We start from the raw sequence: 20,297 nt of genomic DNA, 5'->3' as shown, positions 1-20,297 counted from the left end.
TGTGTCACAGGGTTGGTCCTTCTTGGTCGAGAACGGCTATTTCGCAATTCCCATTCTCGCGCCGAGGACCAGCCCGTCTACTTCAGTCCCGCGTCAGCAACGTCCGTACCCGCAACATCTTCTCCGGACTGTGTTCGACCGCCAGAAGAACGGCTCCGGCCCACTCACCACCGAGAGCAAATCCCTGCAGGATACGAAGCAGCAGAAGCAGAATCGGTGCAACGACCCCGATTTGAGCTGCGGTCGGAAGGACACCCATGAGCGCCGTCGCGATACCCATGATGAACATCGTGAGGGCAAGCGTTTTCTTGCGCCCGATGCGATCGCCGATGTGACCGAACACCACTCCGCCGATGGGGCGAACGAGAAAGCCGACCGCGAAGGTCGCAAAAGAAAGCATGGTCCCGACAAAGGAACTCTGGTTGGGGAAGAACAGTTGGTTGAAGACGAGGCTCGCGGCCGTTGCGTAGAGGAAGAAGTCGTACCACTCGACCGTCGTGCCGAGCAGGCTCGCGGCGACGACGGTTCTCAGTCTGGATCGCCGCTCGTCGTCGGTCTCGTTCGAGAACGGTGAATTGTGCTCGACTTCGGCAAACGTGGTCATCGGAGCCCCGGGTCGCGGTGCAAATTCACGAAGGTATCGCCGGAGCCGAAAGTGGGCACCCGTAGCGATCAGGGTGATTTCAACCCTGTTCTTCGAGGTGGACTGTGGTTGTAATGACAGAAGAGTTCTGCCTGTTCGTCGACGAAAGGAATCACCGTGTCACTGCGCTTCCACTGGTTCTTGCCTACTTACGGTGATTCCCGGAATCTGATGGCGGGTGGGCACGGCAGCTCGATGTCCGGTGATCGTCCGGCGACGCTGAAATACCTCAATCAGATCGGTGCGGCCGCCGAGACGAACGGCTTCGAGGCCGTCCTCACGCCGACCGGCGCGTGGTGCGAAGACGCATGGCTGACGACTGCGATGATGCTCGAGACCACCGAGACGCTCAAGTTTCTGGTTGCTCTGCGACCGGGATTGCTCAGCCCGACGCTGGCCGCCCAGATGGCCGCAACCTTCCAATGGCAGTCGGGCGGTCGTCTGCTGCTCAACGTCGTGACCGGCGGGGAGGACCACGAGCAGCGCACGTTCGGTGACTTCCTCGACAAGAACCAACGGTACGCACGATGCGGCGAGTTCCTCGACGTGATCCGCCAGTTGTGGTCCGGTAACGGTCCGGTTGATTTCTCCGGCGAGTACGTCAACGTGGAAAAGGCTACGCTGCAGCGTATTCCGGATCCGGTACCGCCCATCTTCTTCGGCGGATCGTCGCCGGCGGCCGGAACCGTCGCATCGCGTTACGCGGATACGTATCTCACCTGGGGTGAGACGCCGTCCGCTGTTGCCGCCAAGATCGCCTGGATCCGCGACCTCGCGGAAGTCCAAGGTCGTCACCTCGACTACGGAATCCGTCTGCATGTCATCAGCCGGGACACCTCGGAACAGGCATGGGCAGAAGCGGATCGGCTGCTCAGTGCGCTCGATCCGGCGACCGTCGAGCAGGCTCAGGCGAGTCTTGCGCGATCCGGCTCCGAAGGTCAGCGTCGGATGCTCGAATTGCACGGCGGCGGTTCGGCTTACAAGGAGGGCGTCGGAGCGAGGTCGCTGGAGATTGCGCCGAACCTGTGGACCGGCGTCGGATTGGTGCGAGGGGGTGCAGGCACCGCATTGGTCGGTTCGCACCAAGAAGTGGCTGATCGGATTGCCGAGTACGCGGCGATCGGTCTGGATCACTTCGTATTGTCGGGCTATCCCCATCTCGAAGAGGCGTATCAGTTCGGTGAGGGCGTGCGTCCGATCCTCGAAAAGCGTGGATTGGTAGCACCGCACGGTTCGGTCGGCGGACCGGTGCGAACGCCCTTCGTCTCCAGTGGGAACTGAGTCGAACAGCGAGCTCTTCGAGAAGGGGACGTTTGTCCCGATCTTTCGGGCACGGCCTCCCTCCGGGACTATTCACGCAATTCGGTCAGTAGATCCGTTCTAGGCTGCGCACTGTTGCCGAACTCAAGGCGCAGTACGAAAGGATCCTCGATGAAGCTGGGCACGAGTGGAGTACGTCGCGTCGTGGGAACCGTGGCAGTCGCCGCTGCAACCGCGGCAGGCGTCGCGATGGTCAATCCTGCAACTGCGTCGGCCGAGGTGGTCCCGCCGGTCGTCTCGTACAAGGTGACCGGAAACGATCTGGCACTGACGATCACGAACAACAACACGGGCATTGCCCCGTTGTGCCAGGCGTTTGTCGTCAACGCCGCGGATTCTGCTGCTGTGCTTGATGATCCGCTCAAGCTGCTCGATCCGAACCTTGTGGTGTACCCCAAGATCACCGACCCGTCCTCACTGTTCGCCGTCGGTAAGGGGCAGACGGTCACCAACACCGTGACCGATGTTCCGGACGGAACCTACGCCGTGCTCGGTGCCTGCTCCGATCTTCTCGATCTGGAGACGTTGGGTAAGCCTGTTCCTGGCGTGCCGAGCCTCGTTGTCATCGGTGGACCGTTCAGCGGCATCAATACCGGAAGCCTGAGCGACCTGTTCGGCAGCGGCAGCCTCGAAGGACTTTTCGGGTAGCTCACCGTCTGTCTCCCCAATTTTCCGACTGAGCGGTCTATTCTTCAGGCATCTGGTGATCTGACCGACTTGCCTGGAGGTTCGGAAATGCGAAGTCGTGGATTCAAACGCGCTCTCGGAAGCATTGTCGCGGCGTCGGCCGCCGTCGTGGGACTTGTTGTCATGACTCCGGCGACGGCGTCGGCAGCACCGGCGATTCTCCCGCCTCCGGTGTCGGTGAGCGCAGCGGACAATGCGATCACCTTCACCATCACCAATCCGAACCCGCGGTTCAGCTTCATCAACTGCACAGTGGCGATCCTCAACGCCAGGGATGTCCCCGACGTGATCCGCGATCCGGCAAAGCTGCTCCAGCCCGGCGTGTTGGTGTATCCGACCGTCAGCAACATCCTCGATCTGTTTGCCGTTTCGCCTGGGCAGACGATCACGCGGACCGTCGGGAATCTGCCGGCCGGGGTGTACGCCGTTGCGGGAGCGTGCGTTCGACTGCTCGATCCGACCAACCCCACTATCGCGATTCCGCAGGCCGTTGTGGTCGGCGGCTGGTTCGAGGGCGCCGGAACCGGAAGTCTCTCAGGATCTTTGGAGGACCTGGGATACAACACGGTCCAGGACTTGATCGACGCGTGGAATCGGATCAGCTCGGGAAGCAGCGGCGGCAGCTTCCAGTTCGAGTACCAAGGTGGCTCGGATTTCGAGGTAGTAGGTCCCGCGTCGTAGTCGGTCCGGCTCACTTGCGCGCGCGGTGGCGTCGCACCGCGTCGCGATTCGCACACGTGGGGGAGCAGTACCGCTGATTGCCGTTGCGTGAGGTGTCCGCATAGATGTTGGTGCACTCGTCCAGGGTGCACCGACCTAATCTGTGCATTCCGCGGCCGACGAGGTGCAGCGCCGTGCCTACCGAGAAGAGGGCCTTGAGGACCTCGGCGAGCGACTGTTGCGGATCGCGGTAGTGCAGATGCCACCCGTCGTTTGCGTGGTTGGTCATGCGCGGATACGCCGACGCTTGCTCGAGCATGACGTTCACCAACTCGGCGCGGGCTGCCTCCTCCGTGACGTCGACGATTTTCGACCACTCGATCAGAAGGTCGAGGGTCTCGTCGAGGTCCTTCTCGGCGATGGGGAAATCGAGAATGATGCCTGCATCGACGCAGCGTTCGACGAGTTCGGCCAAGGTCTCGGGATTTCGATTGGCCAGGTCGGCGGCCAGCGTCACCGCATATTCGCCGTAAGGGTTGAGATGCACAATGCCATTACATCATGCTCGTCGTATGAAGAAAACAGATTTCGCGCCGATAAGTTGCATCCACCGCTGGGAGATCGAATCTCGGCATCGGACCAGCGAGGGGACGGTCACCTACCTGCGCTGCCATTGCGGGTCGTGGCAGACCTTGCTCGCCGAATGGGTGTCGGGCGGTGCGGGCTCGGCCGTCGCTGCGCCGATCAAGGTCAGGTCCAGGTAATGGTCAGCTAATCGCTCCGTTTTGCCTCGGGTGACATGGAACGTGTTCTAGATTCAGGGTTGTATGCCTCGGTATCGCGGCGCAGACTCTGAAAGGGAAGACGATGCAGTTCAACCTCGCTGATGTATTCGAAACCGTCGCCAGCTCGGTGCCTGATCGCGTCGCCTTGACTTACGAGGGAGAGAACTTCTCCTACGCTGAGCTGGACGCGGAAGCCAACCGAACGGCCAACCTGCTCGCGCAAGCCGGCATCTCGCGCGGCGATCATGTAGCCCTGTTCCTGAAGAACAGCGTCGAACATGTCACGTCGATCCTCGGGTTGATCAAGATCCGTGCGGTCCCGATCAACGTGAACTACCGGTACACACCCGCCGAGCTCGAGTACATCTTCACCAACTCCGACTCGGTCGCAGTGGTCGTGGAACTCCCCGAGCATCAGCGTGTCCTTGCTTCCCTTTTCGGTGCATGCCCGAAGGTGAAGACGGTGATCGTGATCGGCGAGGTCGAGGCCGGCCTGGTCGCCGCAGCGAAAGCGCATGAAGTTTCCGTGGTTTCCTTCGACGACGCTCGCGAGATGTCACCGGTAGGGGAGTTCGATTCTCGTTCGGGCGACGACGTGTACCTGCTCTACACCGGCGGGACGACCGGATACCCGAAGGGTGTCATGTGGCGTCACGACGACTTCTTCCGTAAGCCGCTCTCCGGCGGAAATCCGTACGGCGAGGAAGCTCGACAGGACCTCGCCGAGATAGCCAGCGCTGCAAAGGAATTTCCGGAACTCTCGTTCCTCATTGCCGCCCCCCTCATGCACGGCGCAGCGTTGTATTCGCTGTTCACGTTCCTCACCCTCGGCGCGCGCGTGGTTCTACGACGAGAATTCGTTGCGGAGAAGGTCGTCGAAGCGATCGAGAAGGATTCGGTACAGGTGATCTTGATCGTCGGTGACGGCATGGGACTGCCGTTGGTCGACGAGATGGAACGACGCAAAGACGAGGTCGATTTCAGCACCCTGTTCTCGATCACCTCGGGTGGTGCGATCTGGTCCACCAGCGTTCGGGATCGCATGCTGGCGGTGAAGCCGGACCTGCTGTTGCGCGACAACTTCGGAGCCTCGGAGTCCGGTAACGACGGCGCCTTCTCCATCGACGAGGCGGGGAATCTGCGAATGCCGCCCTCGCCGAACATGATCCTGGTCGACGAGCGGCTCGAAGAGATCCCCGCCGGCTCCGACGACGTGGGCTACATCGCGCGTATCGGAAACGTCCCGCTCGGGTACTACAAGGACGAAGAGAAGACCGCCCGCACGTTCCCGACCCGCGCTGACGGCACCCGTCTTTCGGTGCTCGGCGACATGGGCAAGGTCGAAGCGGACGGCACGATTGTCTTCCTGGGTCGTGGCTCGCAGTGCATCAACACCGGTGGCGAGAAGGTCTTCGCCGAAGAGGTCGAGGCCGCCCTTCACGCGCATCCGGCAATATCGGACGCACTCGTTGTCCCCGCGCCCGACCCGCGCATGGGGCAGCAGGTCGCAGCGGTGATCGCGACCTACCCCGGATCCGACGAGTTGACTCTCGAAGCGGTACAGGAACATTGCCGCAAGACGTTGGCCGGCTACAAGGTGCCGCGCACGATCGTGCTGGTCGATGAAGTCAAGCGAACCCCGGCTGGTAAGGCGGACTACCGCTGGGCGACGACACTGGCATCGACCTAGCAACGTGGATTGGGCGACGACGACCTTTCACACGGATTTCACCACGACATAAGAGACATACCGGAAAGATGGTGCAGAGTAAGTCGTTCGCGCCTTGCGTCGTCACTCCACGAAAGGGCCTTGTCTCATGCTCATCATCGGAATACTCCTGTTCGGGATCGTCATCGGAGCGGGAGCCCAGCTGATTCTGGGAAAACGACCGCACGAGTGGACTGGACCTTCGCATTCATCGCGGGAATCGGTGGTTCGCTGGTCGGCGGATTGCTCGTGAGTTTGATTGCAGGCGACGGATTATCATTGCGCCCGAGCGGCATCCTCGGGTCCCTTGCCGGCGCTGTCATCATCACCGCGGGGTGGCAGTGGTACCGCGGGAGGAACGCAACTACAACTACGCGTCCGTCTGATCGCTGATTTCCACAGTTCCGTCAGGGGACGGAGAGCGTCGACATATGACCGAACTACTCGATGAAGTCCTCACCGCACATGGCGGAGTCGAACGTTGGCAGTCTGTTTCAGCGATCACGGCACGGGGACGTTTGGGCGGTCTGCTGCCTCAGCGCTTCCCCGGCAACAAGCTGGCGAAGTTCACGGTCGAGGTTGAAGTCGCCGAGCAACGCACTGTCCTCCAAGACTTTCCGCGTGTCGGCGAGTGCGCTGTGTTCGACAAGGGCTTCGTGCGGATCGAAGCTCGTGACGGCGAAGAACTCGGGAGTCGAACCGACCCACGTCCAGAGTTTTTCGGGTTGAGTGGAGTCCGGCGCAACCTCCACTGGGACGCGCTCGACACCGCTTACTTTGCCGGCTACGCCTTTTGGAACTATCTGAACGCACCGCTGCTGCTCGCCCGCGACGACATCACTGTCACCGAAGCCGAACCTTGGCAGCAATCCGGGCAGCAATGGCGACGACTACAAGCAACATTTGCGCCAGAAATCGACACCCATTGCCGGCAGCAGACCTTCTATGTCGACAACGGTGGCCTCATCCGCCGTCACGACTTCGTCGCCGAACCGGTAGGCAGCTGGGCGAAAGCTGCTCTCTACTGCGACCAGCATCGCGAGTTCGACGGTCTCACCTTTCCCACTCGACGACGTGTGCTCCCGAGAGGCCCAGGCGGCCGCGTTCCCTCGCGGCCGACGCTCCTGGCGCTCGACTTCGACGACATCGAGATCAAGCGATGAACATCAGTTACTGGTTACCGGTTGTCGAGTGTGAACAAACGGAACACGGTCCGCATGCACAGAACGACGCCGACGAAGCCCAGTACCGCACTCGCGAGTGCATAGCCCGACAGCTGAGGTGTGAGTTGTGGTCCGCCAGGTACGAACAGAAGGATCGCCGCGACAATCAGCGCGGTCACCCCCGCCGCCATACCCAGGGCGTTGTTCGCCGACCGTCGTAGCCATCGCCTGTCGTCGGGGTGTGCGACCGAGCGAGTGCGAAGTGTGAAGCTTCCCGAGGCGATCGAGGTCGCGATCTGGTCGAGCTGACCAGGCAGGCGCCGTACCACCGCGGTTGTGACCGCCGTCGTCGACAGGATCGCCTGCGCGGCTGCAGTCGGGCTGGCGACCAGGGTCAACAGTCGGGGTACTTCGGCCCGAACAGCAGCGACGAGGTCGATCTGGGGATCCAGGAGCCGCAGGGCGCGCTCCAAGGACGCGAGCGAACGGAAAGCGGCGGCGACGTCTCCCGGCACTCCGATTCGGTGTTCTCGAAGCACGGTGAACATTCGCGCGAACGATGCCATGGAAACATTGGGTTGGACACTGAGCAGGGTGATCTGTCGGCCCACCTGGTGACGTAGTGCTCCGCGATCAACTTCGGGCGGCACGTCGAATGCCATCAGCATCGCGTCGACTGTCGCCACCGGATCACCTGCGAGGGCAGCGTTGAGGAGCACGGCGAACAAGATCCGTGTCTCGCCGTCCAGAACCCCTACTGCGCCGAAGTCGAGGAGCCCGACCCGGCCGTCATCGAGGATCATGATGTTGCCGGGGTGCAGGTCCGCGTGAAACACGCCGTGGACAAAGATCCCGTCGAGCAACGACGCAAGAAGTTCGTTGGCGATGCTGCTGCGGGTGTCGCGGTCGAGGCCGGTGAGCGCCGACTCACCGTCGGAGAGCGGTGTGCCGTGAAGACGTTCCATCACGAGCACCCGTCCGCTACTGAGGTTGGGGTAGATATGCGGAACGACGATATCCGGGCGGTTCGACATGGTGGAAGCAATCGCGCCGGTATTCGCTGCTTCGGTGCGGTAGTCGAGTTCCTCGAGCAGTGACGTGACGAGGCCCCCGGCGAGTCGGTGAACGCCGATATCGCGTGCCCAGGGAAAACGGGTCTCCGCGCGGGACGACACGCGAAGGAAGATATCGCAATCCACGCTCACTTGTGCGCTCGCCTCGGGGCGTTGAACCTTCACTACAACGTCGACGCCTTCAACGGTGCGCGCGGAATGTACTTGTGCGACAGAGGCGGCGGCGAACGGCTCCACATCGAACCATGCGAACACCGACTCTGGTGCCTCGCCGAGTTCCGATGCCAGTAGCTCCGCAATGCGGACTGGATCAGCCGGTCGTGCCGAACTTTGCAGAGACGAGAGAGTGCGAGCCAACTCGGGTGGTATGAGGTCGTCTCGCGTGCCGAGGATCTGTCCCAGCTTGACGAAAGTGACACCGCACCGGTTGATTACTTCCACCAGCGCGTCCCCGAACTGAGGCGCTGATGGCCCAGCACGGAGAGCCGGCCCGCCTCCCGCCCGCACGACGATGCCCATGATCTGGACGTATCGCTTGGTTCGTCGCCACGATTTGCGGCTGCGCTGCAACGCTTCTGGCGGTCCGGGGATGGACCCTGTTGGAAGGACAACTTCGAGGAAAACCAATGCGGCCAGGCACGCTGCGAACACCCAGAGCGCGACAACTCCGAAGAATATGAGCGCTGTTCCTACGCTCACCAGAAGTTGATCGTCCTGGCTGGCAATTCCTGCAAGCGTTGCGACGTATCCCGACAGTGGAACCCCCACCGAGAGTGCTATCACCGCGACCGCAAGGGTTCGCGGCCATCCGACTCTCGTCCCCAGCGTTCGTCGCATCACGCCCGCCAGTGCTGCTGCAAGAAATGGCGTCGTGACGATCCAGACCATCAAGTCCATTGCGATAGCGTACGGGTTCGCAATCTGCGATACATCCAGGAAAACCCCGAGCCCACCCCGACTGACGGTTAACAAGCCCGACAGTGCCCAAGCGTCGAACATGCTTGGGCACTTCGGTGTTCATTCGCTCCGATGTCGACTCGTCCTGATCGACCGTCCAATACTGCGTTCACTGACCATCCGCGAGGCCGAACTGCGCATCATGCTCGTCAGCGATGTCCCGGCCACCTTTCGCGAGGAGCAGTACAGCCGAAGAACAGGCTGCGATGGACGCCGAGCAGAAGTGAGACCGAGTGGACTCCTTTAAAGAATGGGGCCGCCGGTGAACAGGTTGACGAGACTCACCGCGAAGAACTGGACGATCGCTATGGCGGTGGCAAACGGGTCGCCCGCATGCGTAGCTTGGTTGACCCATTCGTTGAATGCGTTGATCGAACCCATTGTGATTCCTCCTGAGTAGTGATGGCGTGACTGATTGAAACTGGTGGTGCGACACTCGACACGAGGGACGTCAGTACGGACCCAGCGCAGTTGGGCATATGAGGCCACGAAAGGTCAGTGACGAGCGCCGACAGTACGCTGCGGTTGCGGCCCTCTGTGTTTCGAATGTAGTTCCCCGACTTAGGAATACCGTGAAGGACGGGCGGATTCGGTTACGAGTATCCCGCGACAGACGACATCGTCAATATTATGATGTCGGCAACAAGCGCGACGACGGCACCAATCGGATTCTGGACAATCCACGAAATTACTTCAGTCATGTTCTCGGTCCTTCCTTAGCGTAAGACGCGTGATCGAATACTCGACCAGCTATTGCAGTACCCGGCCCCGTTCGGCGAATTAAGCCTTTGCCGAAAATGATTGGCGCAAACAGATAGATCGCACACCGGGGCGTTGAATCAACTCGCCCAATCGTTGCACCTCTATGCTCGGGGTTCGATTCGTTACCAACATCTTTCGGAGAAGGGGTGATCAGTCCCATCAGCGATCGGTACCCCGCGTGCGAAACCCTTTTCCGTAAACACCTGCCCAGCAACGTCGTAACGTCAGAAGTGGCAGTTGGCGAGGCCGACCGTCTTCTCGAGATCGTGGCGAGTTTTGCTGGGCAGATGTGACACTACCTCGCGGTCTCGCCGGATCAGTCTTCCTTTCGGACATCGATGGCTGTTCTTCGTGTGGTTGTTACACAATCGACGGAATCGCTGTTGGGGGTGGCGATGCGCAGCTATTTCCTCTGCGAATCTTCAGGAATTGCCTGCGACACCCGTGGATACGGATCCTCGATCTCCACCGAGCGCAATTCCGTGTGCCGACAAACATCGCAGTGCTTCCGACCGGATCGATGCACCCAGAACCAATCGCCGTCACGCACAAAGGGCCAGACGGTTCTGGGAAAGACCCAAGCGCTCCTGCAGTTCCCGGCGATCTGTTGCGCCAGTTCGAGTTCACACTTGATCTAACTGGTCGACGCATAGTGGTGTACCGGTAGCCAAAAGAGTCCCGCCGGTCGGTTAGTGTTGACGGTGAGATACGACGCGGAGGTGGCTGTGAGAATCTGGAACTGGTTGATGCTCAAAATTTCAGCAATCGGCGGGTCGCCGAAATTTCGGAAGATAGTCGACAGTCCGATTTGGGCGGGCGCCAATGACCGCAAGCTCTGACTGAGCGGGCGGCAGATTCTCCAATTTGCAATTGCCGACCTGCGACTGCGAGCACGCTCACGGCCTGCTGCGACAGGAACGCGACTGTCGACCTGAATTTATCCGCAATCGATATGGGAGGGCTTGTGGGAGTCTGGGGTCCGGGAAACTTTGACAGTGACACCGTCGCGGATGGGTTGGGGGCCCTGACCGGTCGAATCGTGGACGACATCACTGCCGAGTTCGAAGACGATTCGAGTCTGGAGCCGGATGAATGGGGCGGGGAGATGGTGCCGGCGTGGCTCGAGATCCTCACCGATATTGCCCAGACGAAACGAGTCGGTGTGACGTTTCCATCCACGCGAGTGCTGATCGACTGGCGCGATCGATATCTGCGCGTGTGGGATGGCTACATTGACGAACTCGAACCGGACGAGGATCACAAGGTCGCTCGACGTGCAGTGCTCGTCCATACCTTCGAACAGGCGGTCGCCCTCGCAGCCGAGCGCGAACAGGCATAAACCTGGTGCGGCCGCGCTACTGACCATAGATCCGTCAGTTCCCCGGTGGAACGACGGTGAACGTGAACCCTCCGGAAGTCATTGCGTTGGCTTCTTCGAACATCGAACAGAGAGCTTCGGCGGCGTCGGTCGCCAATGCTCGGGCAGCGCTGGGGGTTCGACCTCGGGCCGTCACCGCGAGCCCAGGTACGTCCGCATCTGTGATCGTCAATCGGACTCGTGGTCGGAAGCACTGCCACCGAGTATCTGCGCGAGGAGATGGTCTTCGTCCACCACAGACCTCCCGCCACGACCAAAACGGCGGCGGCAACGGCCACCATTACCTGACCGCGGTGGTCGGAGAGGAATGTTCTCCTCTGTCAGTTGTACCGCCTTGGCCAGCTGATTGACCGGCTTCATCACCACCTTGTCGGCGGCTGGTCCGCGAGATCACGTCCGCTTCGCGTCGTCATGATTGCGGACGAACTTCATGAGTCGGGGAATCACCCGATCGGGTATGTGTCCCAGGATTCCGTGGCCGGTTCCGGCATAGATCTCCACTTCGGCTTCAGGTACAAGATCAGCTAACCTCGCGGCCACCTGCTCGGGGTTGGAGACCACCGTCTCAGCACCGGAGATTACGAGCATGGGAACCGAAATCGACTGCACTTCTGCATCCTTGAGCATTCGTGCCCACCCGATACCGGGCCGGTAGTTCAGCGCTTCCTTGGCGAGGGCGAACTCGAGGTCGCCGAGAACGTACCCGGGGGACAGCCAATCGTTGAGCTTGCGAATATTCTTGTCGGTGCGGCGCATACCGGCGCGGACCATCTTCAGCAGCACACGCCACGAGGGCTTGTCGAAGACTCCACCCGGTTCGATGAGCGTCACACTCGCCAGTCGTTCAGGAGAATGAAGTGCTACGAGAACGGCATGCCACGCGCCCTGCGAGTAGCCGACCAGGTGGACGCGATCGACCTCGAGTTCGTTCAATACCTCGCTGATCCAGGTGGCGAAGTCGGACTCCCCGGTCAGTGGAGAAGTCTGGACACTGAGGCCTGGTGTGCCGATCGTGTCCAGTGCGTACACGACTCGGTCTCGGCACAGGTCCTCGATGACGATGTGCCATTGCAGACAATTGGCCCCGAGAGAGTGCACCAGGACGATCGGCGTCTCCGTGCCGGTCCCCGACCTACGGACATGGGTGGTTCCGAACGATGTCGGCACGTCGAGTTGTGTCGACGGAACCGGCCAGGTGCTCTTCAGTTCTCGGTAGATGCTCTCGTACGCCTGCTTTGATGCTTCGTTCTTGAATCGTCCGATCTTCGGCATGAGCCTCCCTCTCGCTGCATTCAATTTTGATGGTATGACCGTATCACCAATGCGGTACGTGCGTATCATTAACGGGTCAAAGTCATCTATATCGAAAGGGGAAGGACAGCCTCATGCCGCGACTGGTCGACCATGAAGTGAGGCAACGGGAGATCACCGACGCGGTGCGGCGAGTAATTGTCGACGGTGGGCTCGCGGCGGTGACATTTCAGTCCGTTGCTGCCGAGGCCGGGATTTCGGTGCGACTCGTGCAGTACTACTTCGGCACGAAGCGGGAATTCCTTCTCGCGACGCATCAAGCTGTGCGTCAGGATGCGGGTGCTCGCTTGATGCAGGAGTTGTCTGTTCTTGGCGCGGAAGCGACACCCCGCGAGGTTATTTCAGCGTTCCTTGTTGGCATGCTCCCACTCGATCGACAACGTCGGGAGGAAGCGATTGTTCTCGGCGCCTTCCACGCTGCCGCACTGACCGGACAAGGAATCGCCGCCGAGGAAACCCTCACTGCCCCAAGAGAGTTGACAGCGCTGATTTCCGGCCAGCTTCAACGAGTGACCAATCGGGACGCGGTTGCGCCGTCAATGGATCCCGACCTCGACGCCGAGCTCATTCTGGCGGCTGTCGCCGGGCTCGCCCAGGGGATGCTTCCCGGCTACGCCACAGCAGAATTGGCGGTCCAGTTGGTTGAGCGTCTCCTCGATCGCATTCTCGGGCCGACGAGACCTCAGGCCACGAATCAACCCGAAGTCGGCCGCCGTTAGTATTCCGGGATGTCTCCTGTGAACCCAGCGCTCGCCGGCCGGGTGTTTCCCTCGTCTTCGTACCTTGTCGGGCGCGAGAAGATTCGCGAGTTCGCTCTGGCGGTGCGTTCGAGCAATCCCTTGCACCATGATGTCGGTGTCGCCAGGGAGGCCGGGTTCGTCGATGTCATCGCACCGACAACATTCACAACCGTTGTCCAGCAACGAGCGATCATGGCACTGCTGCGCACGCCGGATACCGGGCTCGATCCGACTCGTGTGGTCCATACTTCCGAGAAGATCGAGCATCAGCGTCCGATAGTCTCCGGCGATGACCTGTCTACGACACTGACGATTACAGGGGTGACAGTGCGTGCAGGCAGTGCGATCCTGTCGACAGTTTCCGAGATCCACGACGTGACCGACGCTTTGGTAGCAACGGTCACCTCGACGCTGCTGGCGCGAGGAGAAGGCGCATGACCGTACCCGTCGTGCCGGTATTCGAAAACCTCGTCCTCGGTGACATCGTCGCGAAGGTTGATCTGGTCCTCACTCGTGATGACCTAGTTCGCTACGCCGGTGCCTCCGGCGACATGAACCCGATCCATTTCAACGACGCAATCGCTACTGCGGCTGGGCTACCGGGAGTTCTGGCGCACGGAATGCTCACTGCCGGAATTGCTTTGCAGGCTATCGTCGACTGGGTTGGTGACCCGAGCGGTGTGATCTCGTATGAAACTCGCTTTACTCGGCCCGTCGTAGTCGATGCCGTCGATGGTGCTGATCTCTCCATCACTGCGAAGATCGCGCGAATCGACGCCACGATGCGGACAACGCGGATCGATGTCACAGTCACGCACAAGGGCCAGACGGTTCTGGGAAAGACCCAAGCGCACCTTCAGTTCCCGGGCGCCTGACAGGATTGCGGGCTGTCACTGGTCACATCGGGACCTACGCATCCGGGCGGGAGATCAACTGCATTGTGGCGCAGCACTACCGGAAAGACACCAACAGCTCGTCCGACGCTTGCATCGGTGCGTATCCGTCGGCGATGACGCGCCGACAGCCGTCGATCTCGACGGTGAGTAATCGTTCCTCGTTCGTGGGACGGTCCACGTAGATCGTCGACGCCACCTCGGTGGCCACCGCGTCACAGTCGGGAGCGGGTGGAAGTCCGTCGAAGGTTTCCGTCGTAGACGATGTGCCTACGAATTCGGTGGAGGAGAATCGGCAGAAAACGCTGCCCGCCGACAGCGATGTCAGCGCCGTTGTACCTGTCGTGGCTGGTCGGTAGGTCGGCCTGCAATGCGACAGTTCGTAGATCTGATCGTCGGACAACGCTATTCGGTGTTCGGTACTGCCGACCGGTGTCAGTTCCTTGATGGCGGCCAGGCCACCGGGTTTCGGTAGTCCACACGAATCGGAGGGATACCCCGGCCGAGTTGCTCGGCCTCGATCGTCGACCAACCAGAATTGCTCCAGGACAGCCAGGCTGTAGTTGTCACCGCAGCCTTCGGGGAACCAAGTCTTGTGCGCGGACGAGCGGTTCAGCATTTCCACCGCCCGACTGAAATCGCCCTCCCAACGGTGAGCAGAGAAGCTGACGGTTCGGTCGGCTGCCACGTTGTCGCTGACAAACGGGTCGCACGTGACGGCGGCGACGGGTACGAAATCGTCTGGAACTGTCGCAGTTGGTGTCGTCTGGAGCGGGCCGATCGGATACGGGGTCGCGCACCCCAGCGTCTCGGCGTCGACTATTGCGGCAACAGGACGGTCGGGGATGGTCACGTGCCAAATGCCGGCAACAGCGAGGATGACGATCACGACTGCGAACCAACGCCAGAGCATGAGCACACCGTATCGGTCCCGATGTGCGCCGAGGCTTAGTCCTCCGTTTACCGCCGAAGTCCTCGCATCCAAATTGAGTGGATCCAGGTTGCGGCTCGCAGATATGGTCCACTGGTGGCGCATCCGAATGGTCGAAACGACAGTCCGATCCTGGTGATTGGTGCCGGCGTCGTCGGCGCGTCGATCGCGTATCACCTGGCGCGCGTTGGTCTCCGAGTCACCGTGCTGGAGCACGGCTCGGTGGCGGGAGGGGTGACCGGCAACTCCTTTGCCTGGGTCGGCCTCTCGAAGAGTGCCGCAGAAACTTACTCAGATCCGTTCCGGCAAGGCGCTGCAGTCGAAATCGACCGCCTGGAGCGCGAACTCGTCGAGCCAATCGGTTTGCGCCGCAGAGGCGCGATCACCTGGGAAGAGACGGAAGCGGAGACTCGAGCGTTCGTAGATGCTCATCGAGCACTCGGCCATCCCGTCGACCTCATCGGTAAAGAGGAAATCCTTGCTCGTGAGCCGGGATTGCGGACGGCCCCCTCGGTCGCAGCGTACGCGCCTGATGACGGTGGCGTTGACCCGGTTGCGTTCGCTCGATCGCTCCTGCGAGGTGCCGAAGAGTACGGTGCCACAGTGTATTCCGATGTCAGTGCGCTCGGGGTGCTCGCGGAGGGCATGAGAGTGTGCGGAGTAATGACTGCCGACGGTCCCGTCTACGGATCGGCCACCGTGCTCGCTGCGGGTACCGCGATTCCTGGACTCGCGGCGTCGGCGGGAGTGGACGTCGAGGTCGACGCCTCCCCGTGTTGCCTCATCAGATTCTCGACGCCCTACCCATTGGTGAACGGAATACTCTCCTCTCCGGATTTCGAGATCCGGCAATTGGACGACACGACACTGATTGCGGCTGAAGATGTTCCGGTCGGGTTCTCCGGAGATGCTCGTGAGCTTGCGGGGCCGACGCTGCGCGCGATCCGCAGTCAGCTCGAGGACGGTGACCAAGTGGAACTGATCGAGGCGGTAGTCGCTGACCGTCCCATCCCGCGTGGTGGCCGCCCGCTGCTGGGCTTCGCCGAAGGCGTGTCGGGGCTCTATCTGGCCGCGACGCATCCGGCGATCATTCTGTCCGGAGCAATTGGAGCCCACGTGGCCGGGGACTTCGCCCGAGCGTCAACCCTGGACGGTTAGACGACGACGCCGGAGCCCGGTTCGACAAGGTTCGAGCCGATATTGCGGTTCCTAGTTCTCTCTAGGACACGCGCTAGAGAGCGGGATATTCGTCTACTCGGCTTGTACCGTCGATGGGCATGGACCCCGTGCGCAATCCGTATGCCCCCGGTGCCGGTCAACGCCCGCCGGAACTCGCCGGGCGCGACAAGCAGATCGACGCCTTCGACGTCGTTCTCGAGCGAATTGCGCGTGGCCGCCCGGAACGAAGTGTTGTCCTCACCGGATTGCGTGGCGTCGGCAAGACCGTCCTGCTCAATCAGTTGCGTTCGGCCGCGATCTCCCGGAGCTGGGGGACAGGCAAGATCGAGGCGCGCCCCGATCAGGATTTACGACGCCCACTCTCGTCAGCGCTCCACATGGCAGTCCGAGAGATCGCGGTCTCCCATCGCGATCCGGAGCGGGTCGAGCAGTTCCTCGGAGTCCTCAAATCGTTTGCCCTACGCGCCACTGCAGACAAGGGAATGCGCGAGCGCTGGCAACCAGGCATCGACGCACCTGCGATCAAAGGTCGCGCGGACAGCGGCGACATCGAGATCGACCTGGTCGAGTTGCTGCTCGACGCGTCGTCGCTGGCCAGAGATGTCGGCGTCGGGATCGCCATCTTCATCGACGAGATGCAGGACCTCGGAGCAGCGGATGTCTCGGCGATCTGCGGGGCCTGCCACGAGTTGAGTCAGGACGCGGCACCGCTGATCGTCGTCGGTGCAGGGCTTCCGCATCTGCCTGCTGTGCTGTCGGCGTCGAAAAGCTACTCGGAGCGCCTGTTCAGCTACCACCGGATCGACCGCCTCGAACGTGAAGCTGCAGATCAGGCGCTGATTGCACCTGCCGAGCGTGAGGACGTCGAGTTCACCGAATCCGCGCTCGACGCTCTGTACGAAGCGGCTGACGGGTACCCGTACTTCGTTCAGGCCTACGGAAAAGCCACGTGGGATGTGGCGGCGTCGAGTCCGATCACGGCAGAAGACGTGCGCGTCGGCGCGCCGACGGCTGAGGAAGAACTCGCTGTCGGTTTCTTCGGATCGCGGTACGAGCGAGCAACGCCCGCGGAGCGTGAGTACATGCGCGCCATGGCCGATCTCGCCGGTGACGACGGGCCCGTCGCAACCGCGAAGATCGCCGTCGAGTTGGGGCGCAAACCGGCTTCCCTGTCGCCGGCACGGGATGGACTGATCAAGAAGGGGCTGATCTATTCGGCAGAACGTGGATCCATCGGATTCACGGTCCCGCACTTCGGCCGATACCTGCGCGGACAAGCGGAGTGAACGCGCTCGAAACCGCGTGGGATCGGGTGGCGGCGCTCAGTCCCAATCCGCCGGTGTGGGTGGTTCAACTGGCCGCGTTGATCGCCGTGATCATCGTTCTCGAACCACACCTGTGGCGGATCGCCCGCAACGTCGTCACCATCGCACACGAGGGCGCTCATCTGATCGTCGCCGTCCTGGTCGGCCGACGGTTGAAAGGTCTTCGCCTGCATTCGGATACGTCGGGTGTCGCGATTTCGTCGGGCAAACCGACCGGCTTCGGCGTCATTCTGATGACGTTCGCGGGGTACGTCGGACCGTCGATTCTCGGACTCGGCGCGGCCGGGTTGTTGGGCGCGCAGCGTGCGGTCTCGGTGCTGTGGATCGGCGTATTCGTCATCGCGGTGATGATGGTCCTGATCCGAAACCTCTACGGAGTCTTCTCACTTGCAGTCGTGGGAGCCGTGTTGTTCGGGCTCGTCTGGTGGGGGACCCAGGAGCAGCAAGTGGCCGCAGCGTACTTCCTGACGCTCTTCCTGCTCTTTGCCGGACCGCGCCCGGTCGTGGAACTTCAACGGCAGCGAATGCGGCGAGGCGGGGCACCGGACTCGGACGCCGACCAATTGGCCAGGCTCTCACCGATACCCGCGATCGTCTGGGTCGGTTTGTTTCTGCTCGTGAACGTCGCGGTGCTCGTGCTCGGCGGATGGTGGATCCTGCGCCCGGTGGGTGGCTGACCGCATTGATCAGTTGTCCTGACGGGACAATGGATCAACGATTGTTGATGCTCCGCGGCCGTAGTCATCGCGTGAAGGCGCTCATATCGTGGAAGTCGACGAGTGGTCGTGCCGGGACTTCCCGCGGCCACATCCGCAGCGACGAAGACCGTCGACGATGACAAGGATTCGTTTTGGACGACAAGAACTTCCGCGGACGAACCGCGATCATGTCCGGGGGAAGCCGTGGCATCGGACTTGCCATCGCCCGTGCGATAGCGCGCCGCGGCGGAAATATCGTGTTGCTCGCCAAGACCGATACGCCGGATCCCAGGCTGCCCGGAACTATCCACACGGCTGTGGACCAGTTGAACGAGCTCGAGGGTCATGCCGTTCCGGTCGTCGGCGACGTGAGGAACGACGACGACATCGCGCGGGCCGTGGCTGCAGCGGTAGAGCACTTCGGTGGCATCGACATCGTGGTCAACAACGCGAGCGTCCTCGACATCTCGAAAACCGAAGATCTCGCGATGAAGCGATTCGATCTGATGCAGCAGGTCAATGTCCGTGGTACCTTCGCGCTCACCCGCGCGTGCCTTCCGTACCTTCGGGTTTCGGCCAATGCGCACGTGTTGACGCTGTCGCCGCCGCTCAACTTTTCGCCGCACTGGTTGGGTGCTCATCCGGGCTACATGCTGGCCAAATACGGAATGACATTGGCGGCCTTGGGCATCGCCGTAGAGTATTCAGGTGCACCGATTTCGAGTAATTGCCTGTGGCCGGAGACCATGATCGCCACGGCCGCTGTCGGAAACCTGCTCGGGGGAGACGACAGTATCGAGCACTCGCGTTCACCCGAGATCATGGCCGATGCGGCTGTCGAGATTCTCGGGCGTCCCGCCGGCACGGATACCGGTCGTACGGTGCTCGACGTCGAGATCTTGCGCGAGGCGGGGATCTCGGATTTCTCGCAGTACGGCGGTCAGTCACCGTTGGCGATCGACATCTTCGTCGACGCTCCAATTTCGTGATCTCGGGCGATCTACAGGTATCTAGCCAAATCGCTAGATACCTGTAGATCTTCCTCACGCCACTTCGTGCTCGCCGCCCGGGGCAACCTTCTGAAGTCCGCGATATGCGTCGCTGGCACTTTGGCGACCGCCGATGACGGCCTCGACCTCCGCGGCAATCGGCATGTCGACACCGTATTCACGGGCCAGATCCATGACGGTGGGGGCAGTCTTCACGCCCTCGGCAACCTGGCCGAGCTTGGCGACCGCCTCCTCGACGGTCAATCCCTGCGCCAGAGCTTCGCCGACGCGACGATTGCGAGAAGTCGGAGCCATGCAGGTGGCAATCAGATCGCCGACGCCCGTCAAGCCGGCAAAGGTGCGCGGGTTGGCGCCCATCGCTTCACCGAGTCGAGTCATCTCGGCGAGGCCGCGTGCGAGCACCATCGCACGAGTGTTGTCACCGACTCCCAGGCCGTCGGCCATGCCCGAGGCGATGGCAACGATGTTCTTGAGGATGCCGCCGAGTTCGCAGCCGAGCACGTCGGTGTTGCGGTAGACGCGGAAGACCGACGACGCGAACAGGGGTTGCAGCGCGGCGGCGACACGATCGTCCTGTGTGGCCACGACCGATGCCGCGGCCATGCCGTCGACGATCTCCTTGGCGATGTTGGGGCCCGCGAGCAGTCCGACGGGATGGCCGGGCAGGCACTCGGCGATCACTTCGGTGGGGCGCTGCCGGGTGCCGGGCTCGAGACCCTTGGACAGTGACAACACCGGGACCCACGCCCGAACCTCGTTGGCGATCTCGGCGAGGGTGGAGCGAACGGCGTGCGAAGGCACCCCGCATACGAGTACGTCCGCTTCGCGGGCGGCTTCGACCAGATCCGAGGTTGCCTTGAGCCCCTTGGGAAGTTTGCGCTCACCAAGGTATTTGGAGTTGGTCCGTTGCGAATTGATCTCGTCGGCTGCTTCGGAATTGCGTGCCCACAACAGGGTCGGGGTGTTGCGGGCAGCGAGGCCGGCCACCGTGGTTCCCCACGATCCGGCACCGAGGACGACGACGCGTACCGGGCGGGCCATCAGAGTGCGCTGTTCTGGGTAGCGAGTGCTGTC

General features: G+C 61.7%; 21 protein-coding genes and 2 pseudogenes. 15 read left to right on the top strand and 8 right to left on the bottom strand.

Annotated elements, in window-relative coordinates; genetic code table 11:
- Positions 1 to 124 precede the first annotated feature (124 nt).
- Positions 125 to 604, bottom strand: a pseudogene (locus ASU23_RS11675) (MFS transporter); the annotation flags it as partial.
- A 156-nt stretch (positions 605 to 760) separates the two neighbouring features.
- Here ASU23_RS11675 and ASU23_RS11670 point away from each other — a divergent pair.
- The 3 genes from ASU23_RS11670 (at position 761) to ASU23_RS11660 (ending at position 3,331) form a co-directional block, all read left to right on the top strand.
- Positions 761 to 1,924, top strand: coding sequence for an LLM class flavin-dependent oxidoreductase (locus ASU23_RS11670; RefSeq protein WP_003940457.1), 1,164 nt, complete (start codon positions 761 to 763; stop codon positions 1,922 to 1,924).
- Between the two features lie 150 nt (positions 1,925 to 2,074).
- Positions 2,075 to 2,611, top strand: coding sequence for a hypothetical protein (locus ASU23_RS11665; protein WP_007729952.1), 537 nt, complete (start codon positions 2,075 to 2,077; stop codon positions 2,609 to 2,611).
- Positions 2,612 to 2,698: 87 nt separating this feature from the next.
- Positions 2,699 to 3,331 (top strand): hypothetical protein, encoded by a 633-nt coding sequence (locus tag ASU23_RS11660; RefSeq protein ID WP_058037959.1) that lies wholly within the window; start codon positions 2,699 to 2,701, stop codon positions 3,329 to 3,331.
- A 10-nt stretch (positions 3,332 to 3,341) separates the two neighbouring features.
- On the opposite strand, the gene ASU23_RS11655 is transcribed toward ASU23_RS11660, so the two are convergent.
- Positions 3,342 to 3,857 (bottom strand): CGNR zinc finger domain-containing protein, encoded by a 516-nt coding sequence (locus ASU23_RS11655; protein WP_003940315.1) that lies wholly within the window; start codon positions 3,855 to 3,857, stop codon positions 3,342 to 3,344.
- Positions 3,858 to 3,882: 25 nt separating this feature from the next.
- Here ASU23_RS11655 and ASU23_RS11650 point away from each other — a divergent pair, with 25 nt between their 5' ends.
- From ASU23_RS11650 to ASU23_RS11635, 4 genes and pseudogenes are all read left to right on the top strand, one after another.
- The gene (locus ASU23_RS11650; protein ID WP_039973125.1) at positions 3,883 to 4,074 is read left to right on the top strand and encodes a hypothetical protein; all 192 of its coding nucleotides are present in this window, start codon (positions 3,883 to 3,885) and stop codon (positions 4,072 to 4,074) included.
- 103 nt (positions 4,075 to 4,177) lie between these two features.
- Positions 4,178 to 5,785 (top strand): AMP-binding protein, encoded by a 1,608-nt coding sequence (locus ASU23_RS11645; protein ID WP_058037958.1) that lies wholly within the window; start codon positions 4,178 to 4,180, stop codon positions 5,783 to 5,785.
- 127 nt (positions 5,786 to 5,912) lie between these two features.
- A pseudogene (locus tag ASU23_RS11640) lies at positions 5,913 to 6,196 on the top strand (hypothetical protein).
- Positions 6,197 to 6,234: 38 nt separating this feature from the next.
- Positions 6,235 to 6,966, top strand: a complete 732-nt coding sequence (locus ASU23_RS11635) for a hypothetical protein (protein WP_058037957.1) — start codon at positions 6,235 to 6,237, stop codon at positions 6,964 to 6,966.
- Between the two features lie 14 nt (positions 6,967 to 6,980).
- Here the strand turns inward: ASU23_RS11635 and ASU23_RS11630 are convergent, their stop codons facing one another.
- Both ASU23_RS11630 and ASU23_RS33925 read right to left on the bottom strand, forming a co-directional pair.
- Entirely contained in the window at positions 6,981 to 8,936 is a 1,956-nt protein-coding gene (locus ASU23_RS11630) for an AarF/ABC1/UbiB kinase family protein (protein ID WP_253741293.1), read from the bottom strand.
- A gap of 303 nt (positions 8,937 to 9,239) precedes the next feature.
- Positions 9,240 to 9,377, bottom strand: a complete 138-nt coding sequence (locus ASU23_RS33925; protein ID WP_156423131.1) for a hypothetical protein — start codon at positions 9,375 to 9,377, stop codon at positions 9,240 to 9,242.
- A gap of 1,420 nt (positions 9,378 to 10,797) precedes the next feature.
- Between ASU23_RS33925 and ASU23_RS11620 the strand changes: the two genes are divergently transcribed.
- A complete protein-coding gene (locus ASU23_RS11620) occupies positions 10,798 to 11,097 on the top strand; it encodes a DUF4259 domain-containing protein (protein ID WP_245219636.1) in 300 nt (99 codons plus the stop codon).
- A gap of 34 nt (positions 11,098 to 11,131) precedes the next feature.
- On the opposite strand, the gene ASU23_RS34230 is transcribed toward ASU23_RS11620, so the two are convergent.
- Positions 11,132 to 11,308 carry a hypothetical protein gene (locus tag ASU23_RS34230; RefSeq protein WP_172827042.1) on the bottom strand — a complete coding sequence of 59 codons (177 nt, stop codon included), beginning with the start codon at positions 11,306 to 11,308 and terminating at the stop codon, positions 11,132 to 11,134.
- Positions 11,309 to 11,526: 218 nt separating this feature from the next.
- Entirely contained in the window at positions 11,527 to 12,408 is an 882-nt protein-coding gene (locus ASU23_RS11615; RefSeq protein ID WP_058037953.1) for an alpha/beta fold hydrolase, read from the bottom strand.
- 113 nt (positions 12,409 to 12,521) lie between these two features.
- On the opposite strand from ASU23_RS11615, the gene ASU23_RS11610 reads away from it, so the two are divergent.
- The 3 genes from ASU23_RS11610 to ASU23_RS11600 are packed head-to-tail and all read left to right on the top strand — an operon-like array spanning position 12,522 to position 14,062.
- Entirely contained in the window at positions 12,522 to 13,166 is a 645-nt protein-coding gene (locus ASU23_RS11610) for a TetR/AcrR family transcriptional regulator (RefSeq protein ID WP_003939902.1), read from the top strand.
- Positions 13,167 to 13,175: 9 nt separating this feature from the next.
- Positions 13,176 to 13,625: a MaoC family dehydratase N-terminal domain-containing protein gene (locus tag ASU23_RS11605; protein ID WP_058037952.1), complete on the top strand. Its 450-nt coding sequence runs from the start codon at positions 13,176 to 13,178 to the stop codon at positions 13,623 to 13,625.
- The gene (locus tag ASU23_RS11600; protein ID WP_058037951.1) at positions 13,622 to 14,062 is read left to right on the top strand and encodes a MaoC/PaaZ C-terminal domain-containing protein; all 441 of its coding nucleotides are present in this window, start codon (positions 13,622 to 13,624) and stop codon (positions 14,060 to 14,062) included. Before ASU23_RS11605 ends, ASU23_RS11600 begins: the two co-directional genes overlap by 4 nt.
- 76 nt (positions 14,063 to 14,138) lie before the next feature.
- Here ASU23_RS11600 and ASU23_RS11595 read toward each other — a convergent pair whose 3' ends face one another.
- Positions 14,139 to 14,993: a hypothetical protein gene (locus ASU23_RS11595; RefSeq protein WP_058037950.1), complete on the bottom strand. Its 855-nt coding sequence runs from the start codon at positions 14,991 to 14,993 to the stop codon at positions 14,139 to 14,141.
- A gap of 114 nt (positions 14,994 to 15,107) precedes the next feature.
- On the opposite strand from ASU23_RS11595, the gene ASU23_RS11590 reads away from it, so the two are divergent.
- The 4 genes from ASU23_RS11590 (at position 15,108) to ASU23_RS11575 (ending at position 19,202) form a co-directional block, all read left to right on the top strand.
- The gene (locus tag ASU23_RS11590) at positions 15,108 to 16,169 is read left to right on the top strand and encodes an FAD-binding oxidoreductase (protein WP_058037949.1); all 1,062 of its coding nucleotides are present in this window, start codon (positions 15,108 to 15,110) and stop codon (positions 16,167 to 16,169) included.
- A 119-nt stretch (positions 16,170 to 16,288) separates the two neighbouring features.
- Entirely contained in the window at positions 16,289 to 17,476 is a 1,188-nt protein-coding gene (locus tag ASU23_RS11585) for an ATP-binding protein (RefSeq protein ID WP_007729973.1), read from the top strand.
- Positions 17,473 to 18,192, top strand: coding sequence for a M50 family metallopeptidase (locus ASU23_RS11580; protein WP_007729974.1), 720 nt, complete (start codon positions 17,473 to 17,475; stop codon positions 18,190 to 18,192). Before ASU23_RS11585 ends, ASU23_RS11580 begins: the two co-directional genes overlap by 4 nt.
- Positions 18,193 to 18,365: 173 nt before the next feature.
- Positions 18,366 to 19,202 carry an NAD(P)-dependent oxidoreductase gene (locus ASU23_RS11575; RefSeq protein ID WP_058037948.1) on the top strand — a complete coding sequence of 279 codons (837 nt, stop codon included), beginning with the start codon at positions 18,366 to 18,368 and terminating at the stop codon, positions 19,200 to 19,202.
- Between the two features lie 54 nt (positions 19,203 to 19,256).
- Here ASU23_RS11575 and ASU23_RS11570 read toward each other — a convergent pair whose 3' ends face one another.
- Positions 19,257 to 20,264: an NAD(P)H-dependent glycerol-3-phosphate dehydrogenase gene (locus ASU23_RS11570; protein WP_003940093.1), complete on the bottom strand. Its 1,008-nt coding sequence runs from the start codon at positions 20,262 to 20,264 to the stop codon at positions 19,257 to 19,259.
- Positions 20,265 to 20,297: the final 33 nt, after the last annotated feature.

It is taken from the genome of Rhodococcus sp. KB6 (genome assembly GCF_001445685.1).
Taxonomy (GTDB): Bacteria; Actinomycetota; Actinomycetes; order Mycobacteriales; family Mycobacteriaceae; genus Rhodococcus_F; species Rhodococcus_F qingshengii.
Note: the sequence above shows the minus strand (reverse complement) of the source record. Positions and strands in the feature narration are given on the sequence as shown.

Coding starts and splice junctions, on each gene's coding strand:
- ASU23_RS11610 (WP_003939902.1), top strand. CDS start 12,522: ATGCCGCGACTGGTCGACCATGAAGTGAGGCAACGGGAGATCACCGAC.
- ASU23_RS11635 (WP_058037957.1), top strand. CDS start 6,235: ATGACCGAACTACTCGATGAAGTCCTCACCGCACATGGCGGAGTCGAA.
- ASU23_RS11600 (WP_058037951.1), top strand. CDS start 13,622: ATGACCGTACCCGTCGTGCCGGTATTCGAAAACCTCGTCCTCGGTGAC.
- ASU23_RS11660 (WP_058037959.1), top strand. CDS start 2,699: ATGCGAAGTCGTGGATTCAAACGCGCTCTCGGAAGCATTGTCGCGGCG.
- ASU23_RS11650 (WP_039973125.1), top strand. CDS start 3,883: ATGAAGAAAACAGATTTCGCGCCGATAAGTTGCATCCACCGCTGGGAG.
- ASU23_RS11585 (WP_007729973.1), top strand. CDS start 16,289: ATGGACCCCGTGCGCAATCCGTATGCCCCCGGTGCCGGTCAACGCCCG.
- ASU23_RS11630 (WP_253741293.1), bottom strand. CDS start 8,936: ATGGACTTGATGGTCTGGATCGTCACGACGCCATTTCTTGCAGCAGCA.
- ASU23_RS11595 (WP_058037950.1), bottom strand. CDS start 14,993: ATGCTCTGGCGTTGGTTCGCAGTCGTGATCGTCATCCTCGCTGTTGCC.
- ASU23_RS11645 (WP_058037958.1), top strand. CDS start 4,178: ATGCAGTTCAACCTCGCTGATGTATTCGAAACCGTCGCCAGCTCGGTG.
- ASU23_RS11570 (WP_003940093.1), bottom strand. CDS start 20,264: ATGGCCCGCCCGGTACGCGTCGTCGTCCTCGGTGCCGGATCGTGGGGA.
- ASU23_RS33925 (WP_156423131.1), bottom strand. CDS start 9,377: ATGGGTTCGATCAACGCATTCAACGAATGGGTCAACCAAGCTACGCAT.
- ASU23_RS11615 (WP_058037953.1), bottom strand. CDS start 12,408: ATGCCGAAGATCGGACGATTCAAGAACGAAGCATCAAAGCAGGCGTAC.
- ASU23_RS11665 (WP_007729952.1), top strand. CDS start 2,075: ATGAAGCTGGGCACGAGTGGAGTACGTCGCGTCGTGGGAACCGTGGCA.
- ASU23_RS11605 (WP_058037952.1), top strand. CDS start 13,176: ATGTCTCCTGTGAACCCAGCGCTCGCCGGCCGGGTGTTTCCCTCGTCT.